The organism is Flavobacterium zhoui (assembly GCF_042787235.1).
In the GTDB taxonomy this organism is placed as follows: domain Bacteria; phylum Bacteroidota; class Bacteroidia; order Flavobacteriales; family Flavobacteriaceae; genus Flavobacterium; species Flavobacterium zhoui.
Window position 1 is genome coordinate 45,874 of the sequence record NZ_JBHZPY010000006.1, and the last position, 14,628, is coordinate 60,501.

General features: G+C 34.6%; 12 protein-coding genes. 5 read left to right on the plus strand and 7 right to left on the minus strand.

All coding sequences use genetic code 11. From position 1 onward, the window contains the following. Nucleotides 1–43: 43 nt before the first annotated feature. From ACFX5F_RS08535 to ACFX5F_RS08555, 5 genes are all read left to right on the plus strand, one after another. On the plus strand, nucleotides 44–640 hold the full coding sequence (locus tag ACFX5F_RS08535) for a TetR/AcrR family transcriptional regulator (protein ID WP_379851647.1): 597 nt from the start codon (nucleotides 44–46) through the stop codon (nucleotides 638–640). Beyond that, entirely contained in the window at nucleotides 640–1,983 is a 1,344-nt protein-coding gene (locus ACFX5F_RS08540) for a TolC family protein (RefSeq protein ID WP_379851648.1), read from the plus strand. The genes ACFX5F_RS08535 and ACFX5F_RS08540 overlap by 1 nt, the downstream gene beginning before the upstream one ends. A gap of 4 nt (nucleotides 1,984–1,987) precedes the next feature. Then, nucleotides 1,988–3,049 (plus strand): efflux RND transporter periplasmic adaptor subunit, encoded by a 1,062-nt coding sequence (locus ACFX5F_RS08545; protein WP_379851649.1) that lies wholly within the window; start codon nucleotides 1,988–1,990, stop codon nucleotides 3,047–3,049. A gap of 89 nt (nucleotides 3,050–3,138) precedes the next feature. Then, on the plus strand, nucleotides 3,139–6,312 hold the full coding sequence (locus tag ACFX5F_RS08550) for an efflux RND transporter permease subunit (protein WP_379851650.1): 3,174 nt from the start codon (nucleotides 3,139–3,141) through the stop codon (nucleotides 6,310–6,312). 451 nt (nucleotides 6,313–6,763) lie between these two features. Next, on the plus strand, nucleotides 6,764–7,477 hold the full coding sequence (locus ACFX5F_RS08555) for a hypothetical protein (RefSeq protein ID WP_379851651.1): 714 nt from the start codon (nucleotides 6,764–6,766) through the stop codon (nucleotides 7,475–7,477). Between the two features lie 85 nt (nucleotides 7,478–7,562). Here the strand turns inward: ACFX5F_RS08555 and ACFX5F_RS08560 are convergent, their stop codons facing one another. From ACFX5F_RS08560 to ACFX5F_RS08590, 7 genes are all read right to left on the minus strand, one after another. After that, the gene (locus ACFX5F_RS08560; protein ID WP_379851652.1) at nucleotides 7,563–8,279 is read right to left on the minus strand and encodes a DsbA family oxidoreductase; all 717 of its coding nucleotides are present in this window, start codon (nucleotides 8,277–8,279) and stop codon (nucleotides 7,563–7,565) included. A gap of 201 nt (nucleotides 8,280–8,480) precedes the next feature. Next, complete coding sequence (locus tag ACFX5F_RS08565; protein WP_379851653.1) at nucleotides 8,481–9,851, minus strand: NADH-quinone oxidoreductase subunit N; 1,371 nt, start codon at nucleotides 9,849–9,851, stop codon at nucleotides 8,481–8,483. A gap of 12 nt (nucleotides 9,852–9,863) precedes the next feature. Then, nucleotides 9,864–11,306 carry a complex I subunit 4 family protein gene (locus ACFX5F_RS08570; RefSeq protein WP_379851654.1) on the minus strand — a complete coding sequence of 481 codons (1,443 nt, stop codon included), beginning with the start codon at nucleotides 11,304–11,306 and terminating at the stop codon, nucleotides 9,864–9,866. 9 nt (nucleotides 11,307–11,315) lie between these two features. Continuing rightward, nucleotides 11,316–13,199 (minus strand): NADH-quinone oxidoreductase subunit L, encoded by a 1,884-nt coding sequence (nuoL, locus tag ACFX5F_RS08575; protein ID WP_379851655.1) that lies wholly within the window; start codon nucleotides 13,197–13,199, stop codon nucleotides 11,316–11,318. A gap of 6 nt (nucleotides 13,200–13,205) precedes the next feature. Then, nucleotides 13,206–13,526, minus strand: a complete 321-nt coding sequence (nuoK, locus tag ACFX5F_RS08580) for an NADH-quinone oxidoreductase subunit NuoK (RefSeq protein WP_066079401.1) — start codon at nucleotides 13,524–13,526, stop codon at nucleotides 13,206–13,208. Between the two features lies 1 nt (nucleotide 13,527). Further along, nucleotides 13,528–14,040 carry an NADH-quinone oxidoreductase subunit J family protein gene (locus ACFX5F_RS08585; RefSeq protein ID WP_379851656.1) on the minus strand — a complete coding sequence of 171 codons (513 nt, stop codon included), beginning with the start codon at nucleotides 14,038–14,040 and terminating at the stop codon, nucleotides 13,528–13,530. Then, nucleotides 14,040–14,585 carry a NuoI/complex I 23 kDa subunit family protein gene (locus ACFX5F_RS08590; protein WP_379851657.1) on the minus strand — a complete coding sequence of 182 codons (546 nt, stop codon included), beginning with the start codon at nucleotides 14,583–14,585 and terminating at the stop codon, nucleotides 14,040–14,042. The genes ACFX5F_RS08585 and ACFX5F_RS08590 overlap by 1 nt, the downstream gene beginning before the upstream one ends. Nucleotides 14,586–14,628 lie beyond the last annotated feature (43 nt).

The following is a 14,628-nucleotide window of genomic DNA, read 5'->3' on the forward strand; positions in this document are numbered from 1 at the left end:
TAAAAAACTGAAACATCCCAACACTAAGGATCAGCACAAAAAAATGAAAGATAAAATTATATCAAAAGCAAGCGACATGTTTTTAAAACTAGGTTTTAAGAGCATCACCATGGATGATATTGCAGGAGAAATGTGCATATCTAAAAAAACAATTTACAAGTATTTCTGTAATAAAGAAATACTTATTGAAGAAAGTACAGCAGCCATTCATAAAGAAATTCATGAAATTATTGACACCATCATTAAGAAAGACCACAATGCAATTGAGGAAAATTTTGAGATCAGGAAGATGTTCAAAGAAATGTTTAAATCATCTGACACCTCCCCTATCTATCAGTTAAAAAAACATTACCCAGAAATATATGAAAAGGTAATGCTGAGAGAAATCAACGAATGTAATTCTGCTTTTGAACAAAATATTAGAAAAGGAATCCAACAAGGTTTATATCGAGAAAACATCAATATCGATAGTTATATCCAATTTTATTACCAGTTGGTATTTAGCATTAAAGCAAATATTGTTTCGGAAAAAGAAGGGCAAAAAATAGAACTTGAAATATTAGAATACCATACTCGAGCGATGGCAACTCCAAAAGGATTACTTGAACTTGAAAAACATTTACTAAACTACACTATATAATGAAGAAACTAATCTTAATCACATTCTTGATTTTTGCCATTACTGCGAAATCACAAGAAGCAAAATCGCTGACACTAAAAGATGCGATTACCTATGCTTTAGAAAATAAAGCAGATGCAAAAAAAGCGAAACTAAAAGTTGAAAACAGCGATTACCAAATCCAAGAAGTTCGTTCTAGAGCATTGCCCCAAATTTCAGCTAATGGAGGATTAACTTACAATCCTATCCTTCAAACTACATTTCTTGATGCCGGTTCCTTCGGTGGTGAAAAAGGGCAAACCATTAAAGCTACTTTTGGACAAAAATGGAGTTCTACAGCTGGTTTGTCATTGACTCAAGCCCTTTTTGACCAATCCGTTTTTACAGGTTTAAAAGCGGCAAAATCAACTAGAGAATTTTATCAAATAAACGATCAATTAACTGAAGAGCAAGTGATTGAAAGAGTAGCAAATAATTATTACCAAGTCTATGTTCAAAGACAAAAATTAAATGTTCTGGACAGTAATTATGTTAACACCAACAAAGTAAAAAACATAATTAAAGGGCAATTTGATAATGGTTTGGCTAAAAAAATTGATTTAGACAGGATTTTAGTAAAAATATCAAATATTAATACACAACGTCAACAAGTTTTGAACGCAGTTCAACTACAGGAAAACGCCCTGAAATTTTATATTGGAATGCCAATTGAAACGAAAATAATCATTCCTCAAACAGAGTTTCAAGTTACCCCTCAAGCCATATCTGATACCCCAAATACCGAAATCAGAACGGAGTATTTGCTTTTGAAAAAACAAGAACAACTGCTAACGTATCAGAAGAAAGCGGATCAAGCGGCGTATTATCCTACGCTTAACCTATCTGCCGGTTACAACTATATAGGTCAAGGTCCTAAACTACCTTGGGGAGGAAAACCAGCTGATGGTGTTTACTGGTCGGATTTCTCTTCTATTGGTTTGAATTTAAAAGTGCCCATTTTTTCAGGATTTGCAACACGAGCAAAAGTGAGACAAGCGGACATTAATTTAAGATCAATTAAAGAGGATTTAAACGACACTAAATTAGGACTTGATCTAGCGTATGAAAATGCCAAAATACAAATTGAGAATAGCATCATTACCATTGGAAACCAAAAAACAAATGCGCAATTAGCACAGGACGTTTTAAGTAACACAAGAAATAATTACGTACAAGGATTAGCGTCTTTAACTGACCTATTGGATGCTGAAAATTCATTAACCGAGGCACAGAATAACTATACATCCGCAATATTAGATTACAAACTGGCAGAAATTCAATTGATCAAATCAAAAGGAGAATTAAGAACATTAATAAATAACTAATAAAATGAAAAAAAATATAATAACCATAGGATTAATCGTAGCCGCTTTAGCAATTATTTCTTACACTTTAATGAATAATAAAAAGGAAAACGAAGCAAAAACTGCTATTGTAGCGGAGAAAAATGCTAGTGTTTCTGTTAAAGTCGGAACTGTTAAAACCGAAGAAGTTTCACTTGATTTCTCGGCAAATGGTAATTTTGAACCCTTACAGGAATTAAAATTTTCAGCCGAAAAACCAGGCAGAGTGGTACGTGTTCTTGTGAAAGAAGGAGACAATGTAAGAATTGGACAAACTTTAGCAATTATTAGAAGTGAGCAAATTTCATCTGACTTACAGACAGCTCAAGCTTCGTATCAAAATGCACAAGCAGATTACAATCGTTTTGAAAACGCTTTTAAAACTGGCGGAGTTACAAAACAGCAATTAGATCAAGCTAAATTAGGTCTAGTTACTTCAAAATCCAGATTACAACAAGCTAAGGTTAATATTGGCGACACTAATATCAAAGCAACAATTAACGGAATTGTAAATAAAAGATATATCGAGCCAGGTTCAGTTCTTGGTGCTGCAACACAAATGTTTGATATCGTAAATGTTTCAAAACTAAAACTGAAAGTTACCGTAAACGAAAGTCAGGTAGCGAGTTTGAAATTAGGTAATACTGTACAAGTTAGTGCCAGCGTTTACCCTGACACAAAATTTTCAGGAAGAATTACTTTCATCGCTCCAAAAGCAGATACAAGTTTAAACTTTCCGGTAGAAATAGAAATTGCTAATAATTCTTCCAATGATTTAAAAGCTGGAATGTACGGAACAGCTGAATTTGCATCCAACCAACAAAAACAATCGTTGATGATTGTTCCTAGAAATGCATTTGTAGGAAGTGTTAGCAGTAACCAAATTTTTGTTGTAGAAAATGGCGTTGCTAAACTAAAAACGGTAACTGCCGGAAGAATCCTTGGTGATAAAGTAGAAATTATAAGCGGGCTTTCTGATGGAGAAACCGTAATTATTACAGGTCAAATCAATCTTCAAGACGGATCTAAAGTGGATATTATAAAATAGTCGAAAGTCATAAAGTCAAAAGTCACAAAGTCAAAAGTAGAAAAACTAAGACTTTATACCGTAAACTTTAAGACCTAAAAAGTAAACATATGAAATTAGCAGAAATATCCATAAAACGTCCTTCATTAGTAATTGTGTTGTTCACAATTCTAATCCTTGGTGGACTATTCAGTTACAGCCAATTGGGCTATGAATTGATTCCTAAATTTGAACAAAACGTAATTACGATTGCTACCGTTTATCCCGGAGCTTCGCCAAGTGAGGTCGAAAATACGGTGACTAAAAAAGTAGAAGATGCAGTAGCATCATTGGAAAACATCAAAAAAATTGACTCTCGTTCGTACGAAAGTTTATCAACGGTATCGATTACTTTAAACACAAAGGCTAAAGTGGATATTTCGTTGAACGATGCACAACGAAAAATTAATGCCATAATTAGTGATTTGCCAGATAATGCCAAAACTCCTTCGTTAAGTAAATTCTCATTGAGTGATTTACCGATTATGACTATTGGTGCCAATGGAAAAATGGATGAAGTCGAATTTTATGATTTGATCGACAAGAAAATTGCTCCCGTGTTATCCCGTGTGACAGGTGTGGCTCAGGTAAACATCATTGGCGGACAAGAAAGAGAAATTCAGGTTAGTCTTGATGCAGTTAAAATGCAGGGTTACGGTCTTTCTGTTCCCCAAGTGCAACAAGTAATCTTATCTTCAAATCTAGATTTCCCTACAGGAAACATTCAGACAAGGGAACAAAAAATCCTGATTCGTTTAGCCGGAAAATACAAAAATGTTGAAGAATTAAAAAACTTAATTGTTTCCTCTAAAAATGGCATCCAAGTTCGTTTGGCTGATATTGCTGATGTTCAGGATGCACAAAAAACAGCGGAGAAAATAGCGCGTGTTGACAGAAAAAGCGCCATCATTTTACAAATTGTAAAACAATCGGATGCCAATGCAGTTGCCGTTAGTGAGCAAGTTCTAAAAACGATAACAAAATTAGAAAGTGATTATAAAGCCAATAGCGTAAAACTGAATGTAGCTAATGACAGTACGGTTTTCACCTTGGAAGCTGCTGATTCTGTAATTCATGATTTATTGATTGCCGTGTTTCTTGTGGCGTTTGTAATGTTGTTTTTCTTACATAGTGTTAGAAACTCATTGATTGTAATGGTTTCTATACCGGCTTCTTTAATCTCTACTTTTATTGGGTTTTATTACCTTGGATACACGCTGAATTTAATGAGTTTACTGGGACTGTCTCTGGTTGTAGGTATTCTTGTGGATGATGCGATTGTAGTTTTGGAGAATATTTACAGGCATATGGAAATGGGTAAAAACCGTGTTCGTGCCGCGTATGAAGGAACTGCAGAAATTGGTGGGACGGTAACCTCAATCACCTTAGTAATTGTTGTGGTATTTTTACCAATTGCAATGAGTACGGGACTAGTTTCAAATATTATTACCCAGTTTTGTGTAACGGTAATTATTTCAACATTATTCTCTTTATTAGCTTCGTTTACAATAATCCCTTGGTTGTCTTCCCGTTTTGGAAAACTAGAACATATTGAAGGTAAAAATGTTTTTGGAAGAGTAATCCTTGGATTCGAAAAACAATTAACCCGTTTCACCAACTGGATTTCAGGTTTACTGGAATGGTGTCTGAATCATTATAAAACAACTCTATTAGTTGTTTTGGTACTGTTTTTTGGATCTGTTGCACTTGTTCCTGCAGGATTTATTGGTGGAGAGTTTTTTGCCCATTCAGATAGTGGGGAGTTTTTAGTTCAAATAGAATTGCCCAAAGATGCTTCATTGGAACAAAGTAACTTCATGACTCAAAAAGCAGAAGCTTATTTGAATACGCAAGAATATATCAAAAGTTTGATTACTAAAGTTGGTCAAACCAGTGAAGGTATGGGTTCGTCTCAGGCTACAGCATACAAAGCCGAGATTGATGTAAAAATGATTGATCAAAAAGACCGATTGGATGATGCATCTGTTTATGCTGCAAAAATGAAACGCCAATTAGAAAAAATATTGGTCGGGGCCAAAGTAAAAACGACTCCGGTAGGTATTTTAGGAACTGCAGAGGATGCCCCGATAGCCTTAATTGTTACAGGTTCGAGTTTAGACAATGCTATGATTTTTGCGAAAGCAGCAGAAGCAGAATTGAATAAAATTCCTGGAGCAACCGGTGTGAAATTATCAGTAGAATCCGGAAATCCTGAAATTAATGTTCAGGTAGACAGAGATAAAATGGCTGCCCTTGGTTTGTCCTTACAAACCGTAGGTTTAACCATGCAAACGGCCTATAGCGGGAATACAGACGGAAAATTCAGAGCCGGAGAGTATGAGTATGACATTAATATTAAATACAGCAGTTTCGACAGAAAAAGCATAGATGATGTAAGTAATCTTCTTTTTATAAATGAAAGAGGAGAACAAATTAAGTTGTCACAATTTGCAACTGTAAAAGAAGGTTCTGGTCCAAGCCAATTAGAAAGAAGAGACAAAACAGCATCTGTAACCGTAAAAGGACAAACTGTTGGTGTACCTGTAGGAACTGTTGTTGCCCAACTTGAAGCAAGATTAAGTAAGATGAAAAAACCTGTAGGTGTAAATTACATCTGGGGTGGTGATCAGGAAAATCAAAGTGAAGGTTTTGGAACGTTAGGTTTTGCTTTATTAGCAGCCATTATTTTGGTTTATCTGGTAATGGTGGGATTATATGATAGCTTTGTTCACCCATTTGTAGTATTATTTGCTATTCCGCTTTCGTTTATTGGAGCCTTATTAGCCTTGGCTTTGACCAATAATACGTTGAATATATTTACGATTCTTGGGGTAATTATGTTGATTGGTCTGGTTTGTAAAAATGCAATTATGTTGGTGGATTATACCAATCAGCGAAGAGCTGCGGGTGAAACTATAAGAACAGCACTAATTCAAGCTAATCACGCACGTCTTCGTCCAATTTTGATGACCACGATTGCGATGGTATTTGGTATGTTTCCAATTGCATTAGCATCTGGTGCTGGTGCTGAATGGAAAAATGGTTTGGCATGGGTAATTATCGGCGGATTAATCAGTTCATTATTCCTAACATTGATTATTGTTCCTGTGATTTATGAAATCATGGAGAAATTAATTTACAAATTCACAAAAGGAGAAAAAACCGATTACGAAGCTGAAATGGTAGCCGATTACGACCATAAGGAATTGAGTGAAGATGGATTTAATCCAAAACATACTTTATAAAACAATTTATATTAAAATCACAAAAACCTGTTCATTAATTTGAACAGGTTTTTTTTGTTTCTATTCTTAACCGGTAAAACTATTTTAGACCGTCTGCATACTGTTTTTAGCTTTACTTATAGACAACTAAAACTTAACTAATTAAAAATAGGTATTGGTTTAGAATTTCTACTTTTTTCCTAGTCCATAATTTAGCAGAAATTAAAAAAACCACATTCTACAAAGAAGGAATTAAACTTAAATATTGGTTATTGTAAAATTATAAAATCTTTTTTTAAATTCACAAACAAATGATTTACTGCGTGTTAATAAATAAAAAGCAACCCTTCCCACAATAACACTGAAACTTGATTCAAAACTTTGGCACGCTACTTGAATACTACTAATCAAATAAGTAAAAAAGCGAAAGCCGAAAAGCTCAAGAGTAGGCAAAATACAAATAACATATATTATGAAAAAAATTACCTTTTTAGTAGCTAGTATCTTCCTTATTGGAGGTGGTGTAGCGAATGCAACAGAGAAAAATAGTTTTTCTCATGAGAGAAGATCGCCTGTTGATTTTAGAAACGCTGAACCAATTGTGTTCACAGAAAGAGGAGTTGAGTTCTTCGTGTTTACTGACGGACAATTTGATTTCAATACACGCCCAACAACTGGCGGCCGTGACATGTATTATAAAGCTGCAAGGACTAGTGCAGTAAATAGAACATATGGTGCACCGTCTAATTTTAGAAATGAAAATTACGGTATAAAAGTGGAACACGATAATTTTGGACGTGTGAGACGTATTGGAAATGTGTTTATCAACTATGATGCGAATGATAGAATTAAAAGAGTTGGTTCAGTATACATGACTTACAACCGTTATGCATTGGAACAAGTAGGCGGATTGCAAATTATCTACAACCGTCGTGGTCAAATTATTGATAGGATTGGAAGTGTGAAAGGACGTCGCGCTTATGAAAATAATGTTGGCAATTACGAACCTACTTATGGTGGTAACCAAAATAACAATGATAATGACGACTGCGATGATGATCATGGAAATAATCAAAATTCAGACGATCAAAATCAATACTATTTTAAAAACGGTGGGACAAAAGCACAAAAAGAAGAAACTAAAGTAGTAGGAAGTGTAGATATCAGAATTGATAAAAGACGTTAGTTAGGTTTAAATGGTTTGTTAGAAAAACCCGTTGATATTCGTATCAGCGGGTTTTTTGTATGACGATAACACCTTTATAGTGTAATTAGTCACAACCATTGATGTCGCAACTATTTTCAGTTGTTGTATTGACCAATGTCACTTTCGATTCAAATTTACCTTCTTGCCACGCTTTTTGCAACGTTTCTAAAAATGTAGAAGCAGGTTGCGCTCCGGAAATTGCATATTTATTATCTAAAACAAAAAAAGGAACTCCCTGAACACCGATAGCATTTGCCTCTTCTTGGTCTTTTTGCACTTCTGTACCATAAGTATCAGAATTCAAGACCTGAGCAATAGCTTCAGCATCTAGTCCTACTTCAATTCCAAGTTTGCTTAAAGTAGCGAGATCATTAACATTCTTTCCTTCGGTTAAATAGGCTTTGAACAATAGTTCTTCTAAATCATTTGCAAGATTATACTTTTTGGCCAAATGCAACAAGCGATGCGCATTAAAAGAATTAGCCAAAATCGCTTTTTCAAAATGAAAATCCAGTCCTGCTGTTTTTGCATTTTGGGTCATGTTATCGAGCATGTTTTGAGCCCAATCATTGTCCTTTCTATATTTTTCTGCCAAATGTTCCACCATATTATCCTCCGGAGAGGCGACAAAACTCGCATCCAATTGATAACTTTTCCACTCAATCTCGACATCTTCTTTATGTTCGAAATTTTGCAAAGCTTCTTCCATTCTTCTTTTTCCTATATAACAAAACGGACACATAATATCCGACCAGATTTGCACTTTTAATTTATTTTCCATCTTCCTTTATTTAGTAATTGTAATTTACAATTGATTCTATGATGCAAAATTAATCAATTCTGTTTTGCCGTTTTTGGGTTTTAGGTTTTTATTATATATAATGGAATAGTAAATATTTATTCAATCAAGAATACTTTTTTAAACCAAAAAAACCACCAAAATTTCTTTTGATAGTTCTCCGTATATTATTAAAGCTTTGGCTTATGCCAATAAATCCAAAACTAAGGAAGGAAACAAACCTAATGCAATATTCAACACAATCGCTATAACGGCCACTGCGTAAATAATAACCGGAGTTCCTTTTCTTTCCTCATTTGGCTCCTTAGTATACATCGCCAAAATCAATTTGAAGTAGTAACCAACGCTTATTATAGAATTCACTACTGCTACGATCACTAAAGCCAAATAACCCGCTTGAATCGTCTGACTGAACAAAACCAACTTAGCAAAGAAACCAGCAAAAATTGGAATACCAGCCATAGAAAGTAAAGCTGCGGTAAGAATAGCCGCTAACAATGGATTGGTTTTTCCAAGTCCGTGGAAATTCGTAATATCTTCGTTATTTCTGTTTTTACAAACGTATAAAATCACACTAAATGCCGCGATCCCAGACAAAGAATAAGCTGATGCATAATACAACAAACTACCCGCTGATGCAGATAGACTCAATAAAGTCATCAACATGAATCCAGCATGGGAAACTCCTGAAAAAGCAAGCATACGTTTCACATTCGTTTGTCTCAAGGCCATGATATTTCCAACAGTCATCGAAGCCATAGAAATGACAACGACAACCATTTTAAATGACTCAGAAACATCAGCATTCATAACAGAAAGCAATTTGTATAAAGTAGCCATCGCAACAACTTTTGCTAAAGTACTCATCAATGCTGTTGTCAAGACAGGAGAACCTTCATAAACGTCCGGTGCCCAAAAATGGAAAGGAACAGCAGCAACTTTAAACAACATTCCTATAGTCAACAATACGATTCCAATAGGAAACCAAATTGGTAATTCAGCAGATTGTGATAAAGCACTGATTTCAGAAACATCAAAACTTCCCATTGCTCCATAAATTAAACAGATCCCAAATAAAATAATTCCCGAAGCAAAAGATCCCATTAGGAAATACTTCATTCCCGCTTCATTACTTTTTAAATTCATACGTTCACTTGCCGCAAGAATGTAAAGTGATATTGATAATACTTCGATTCCTAAAAAGAACATCGCTAAGTTTCCAAAAGATACCATCGCAACAGCTCCTGCCAATAAGAATACTTTTATAGCAATAAAATCTGATATTTTTGATTGGTGATTTTCGTAAAAATTATGACTTAAAGCCACCAAGAAAATAGTAAGTACAATAAACAAACAAGAAAATGTAGTTGAAAATTTACTTACAGCAATCATATTGTTATAGTAACTTTCTGTCGAATTAAATTCAGACATGGTTAGACCAAGAACTCCTAACAATCCAATGATTGTTATAGGCACAATGGCTTTTCTCAAATTAAAAATTTCAAATAAAAGGCATAAAACACCTAATCCTATTATAGCTATTAATGTATTCATTGTTTTATTTGACTAGTTAATTCTATTAATTTGAGTTAAAATTTCTTGAAGACTTGGTGTGATCAAATCTATAATTGGTTTTGGATACATTCCAAAAAAGAATAAAACGGCAATTATTATCACCAGCGTTGCTCCTTCATTAAAAGTTACATCAGCAAATATTTTTGTATTAGTCTCCCCTAGCATGGCGTGTTGAAACATTTTCAACATATAATACGCTCCTAATATTATGGTTGTTCCTCCTAAAATCGCAAACCAAATATTAATTTGTGAAAGGCTATATAAAACGGTAAATTCTCCAACGAAGTTAAAAGTAGAAGGCAACGCTACCGAAGCCAAAACCAAGATTAAAAACATCGAAGTGAATTTTGGGGTTTGTGAACGAATACCGCCCATTTCAGCAATTGCTCTTGTTTCATATCTTCTAAAAATAATCTCAGCAACATAAAACAAACCAACCACTACAAAACCGTGAGCAATCATTTGCAAAACTGCCCCTCGCAATCCGTCTAATGTTAATGTGTACGTTCCAGCGGCAATTAAACCAACGTGAGCCAATGAAGAATATGCTAATAATTTCTTTAAATCTTTTTGTCTTAAAGCAACGATTGAACCATATATTACACCTGCAATTCCAAGTCCAATGAAAATATACATGTATTCTTTAGCGGCAAGCGGAGCCAATGGCAATTGCCAACGAATAACACTGTACAATCCCATTTTTAGCATAATCCCAGATAAAAGCATCGTTCCAACAGTTGGTGCTTTTTGGTATACATTAGCCTGCCAAGTATGGAAAGGTATCAATGGAATTTTGATGGCATACGCCAAGAAAAAAGCCAAGAATATCCACAGTTGTTCCGTTGTTGATAAATTCAATTTGTATAAATCTTCAATTAAGAAGCTTCCCGCTTTTTGGTACAAATAAACAAAAGCCACCAGCATAAACAATGATCCAGCAAGTGTGTAGATAAAGAATTTAACTACTGCTTTTTTGCGTTCTTCAGCGTCTCCGTTACCCCAAATTAATGCGATAAAGTAAATAGGAATCAATGATAATTCCCAGAAGATGTAATATAACAAACCATCTGATGCTAAGAATGTTCCCGCCATTGCAAATGACATAAACAAGATTAATGCATAAAAGGATTTTGAATTTTTATAGTCATTCTTAAAAGAAGAGAAAATAATTATTGGAGTCAATACCGTTGTCAACAAAAGCATCGCCATCGATAATCCGTCCGCTTTTAAAGCAAAAGAAATATTAGGTTGCGTAATCCATTGGTTGATAAAACTGATGTTTTCACCTAAATTAAAGTGATTTAATAATACAATAGAACAGCCTGCAGCGGCCAACCCAAAGAACAAAGCTACTTTTGAAGCTAGTTTATCGCCTGCAAGGAAAGTTGCAAACGCACCAATTAAAAGTATAATTAATATTAGAGATACATTCATAGTATAAGATTATTGAGCTAAAAATAAATAGGAAACAATGGCACAAAGCCCCAATACGAAAACCAATAGGTAAAGTCCAATACTTCCGTTTTGTATTTTCTTTCCTTGAAAACTTATTTCATTGGTTAATTTTCCAAATCCAAAAACGAAAGCTGACAAACTCGTTTCAACATTGTCTCTGAAAAAACGTGACATTACATTAATCGTTTTTACAAAAATAGAATCATAGATTTCATCCACATAATATTTGTTGTACAGTACTTTCGAAAAGCCTGTGATTTCAGCATCTTCGCTAGGAACCTTATTTTGTTTGATGTACTTAGCGTAAGCAATCCCAATTCCTAACAATCCTCCAACAACCGCAACAGCCATCAACATGTATTCGGTAGTTCCTAAATGATGTTCACCACCTGCTAATTTTGGTAAAATTGGAGTCAAATATTCATTCAACCAACTGTTCCCTGGCAAACTAATCAAACCACCTACAGTTGCCAATATGGCCAAAACGATTAAAGGAAAAGTAATCAAAGATGGACTTTCATGTAAATGATGTTTTTGTTCTGGGGTTCCTCTAAATTCTTGAAAGAACGTTAAAAACATCAACCTGAACATATAGAAAGCAGTCATTATAGACGCAACCGAAGCAACAATCCATAAAGGAATGTTATGATGGAAAGCCACTAACAAGATTTCATCTTTCGAGAAAAACCCAGAAAATAATGGAACTCCGGAAATCGCTAAGGAAGCAATTAACATCGTTATATAAGTTATTGGCATCGCTTTTTTCAAACCTCCCATTTTTCGCATATCTTGTTCTCCGTGCAAAGCGTGAATCACAGAACCCGAACCCAAGAACAAACAAGCTTTGAAGAAAGCATGTGTGATTACATGGAAAACAGCAACTTCGTAAGCACCTAAACCTAATGCAAGAAACATTAATCCCAATTGAGAAACGGTAGAATATGCTAAGACTTTTTTGATGTCATTTTGAACCAGTCCAATTGTTGCGGCTACCAAAGCAGTAACTGCTCCGACAACTGCGATTATAGATTGAACGCTTGGAACCAAATCAAACAAGAAATTTAATCTTGTAATCATAAAAATACCAGCGGTAACCATCGTAGCTGCATGAATCAATGCAGAGACCGGAGTTGGACCTGCCATCGCATCCGGCAACCATGTATATAGTGGAATTTGAGCCGATTTACCACAAGCCCCGATAAATAAAGCAAAAGCGGCAACACCAATCCAATAGCTATTTAAATTGGTAGCCGTAGCAATTGCAGTTCTTAATGTAGCAAAATCTAACGTAGAGAATAAACTTCCAAGAATAAAAATCCCAACTAATAAACCTAAATCCCCAATTCGGTTCATGATGAAAGCTTTCTTAGCTGCATCATTAAAATCTTGGTTTTTATGCCAAAAGCCAATCAACAGATACGAACAAAGACCTACGCCTTCCCACCCAATGAACATTACTAATAAGTTACTTCCTATTACTAAAGTGATCATGAAGAATACAAACAGATTCAAATAGGCAAAAAACTTGTGCATATTTTCATCATCATGCATGTAACTGATCGAATACAAATGAATCAAAGATCCAATCCCGGTTACGAACAGCAACCATAAAATTGACAATTGGTCCAATTGAAATCCGAAATCAACTTTAAAATTACTGATTTGAATCCAGTCAAAAAGTGAAATGTGGATTCCTTCCGGTTGCGACGAAATTCCATTGAAGAAATAAGCGGTAGCAATAAAAGAAACCACAACTGAACTGGTTCCAATTATTCCAGACAAACTTTTCCCCAGACTTTTCCCGAAGAAAACATTGATTAAAAATCCTAAAAAAGGAGTAAGAACTAAAACTAAAGCTATATTGGTATTCATTTCCATTTATCCTTTTAAGTTTTTTAAATTATCAATAGTAATTGAGCCTAGATTTCTAAAAATAGAAACTAGAATTGCCAATCCTACCGCAACCTCTGCCGCAGCAACAGCCATCGAGAAGAAAACAAAAACTTGTCCTTGCGCATCTTGATGATAAGTCGAAAATGCCACAAACAATAAATTTACTGCATTCAGCATAATTTCAATTGACATAAATACGATAATGGCATTTCGTCTGTACAACACTCCAAAAACGCCAATACAAAAAAGTATTACGCTTAGGAATATATAATTTTCAATACCAATGTGGTTTAAAATATTGTTCATCTTATTTTTGCAATTTTTCTTTTTTAGACAATAACACCGTTCCAATCATAGCAACCAAAAGTAATATCGATGCAAATTCAAAAGGAACCATATATTCATTTAGTAATATTTTACCTAATACTTTTATAGACTGAAAATCTTCTCCTGTAGAAACGTACTCTCCAACAATTGGTTTTGAATTTATAAAAATTAAAATCAGAACAACGCATATTAAACAAAAAGAAACGATAGCGCCTAATCTTGTTATCCTAGGCCTATGAACTTCTTTTTGCTCATTTAAATTCATCAACATGATGGTGAATAAAAATAAAATCATAATCGCTCCCGAATACACAATAATGTGAACAATTGCCAGAAACTGCGCATTCAATAATAGATAATGACCTGCAATCGAAAAGAAACAAATCACTAAATAAATAGCACTGTGAATTGGATTTCTGCTAAAAATTGTCAAAAATGCCGTTGACAAAGTTATCGCTGATAAAACACAAAAAATTATAAGTATCGTAGACATTAGTTAGCGTTTTTAAGTTGAGCGTTTTTCATTGCCATTTCCAACGGCATGACCAATTTGTCTTTTCCAAAGATAAAATCTTCTCTTTCATAACTCGAAGGAACCAATACTTTAGAAGTCGTCAGGTAAATGGCGTCTTTCGGACAAGCCTCCTCACACAATCCACAAAAAATACAACGCAACATATTAATCTCATATATCGACGCATATTTTTCTTCTCTGTACAAATGTTTTTCATCTGCTCTGCGCTCTTCCGCTTTCATCGTAATGGCTTCCGCAGGACACGATAACGCACACAAACCACAAGCCGTACAATTCTCACGACCTTCCTCATCGCGTTTCAACATGTGCTGACCACGATATACAGGGCTCCTTTCACGTACCTGCTCCGGATATTGAATCGTTACTTTTCTGGTGAACAAATGCTGAATCGTAATTATCAAACCTTTGACAATCGCAATAAGATACATTCTTTCCCAAAAAGTCATCTCCTTGTTAGAGACTAGCTTTTTTCTTCCCGATAAGGATATACTTTCTATTGACATTTTTTATTTTTATTTGAAGCTTAATCCTGCTCTTCGTTTCAAT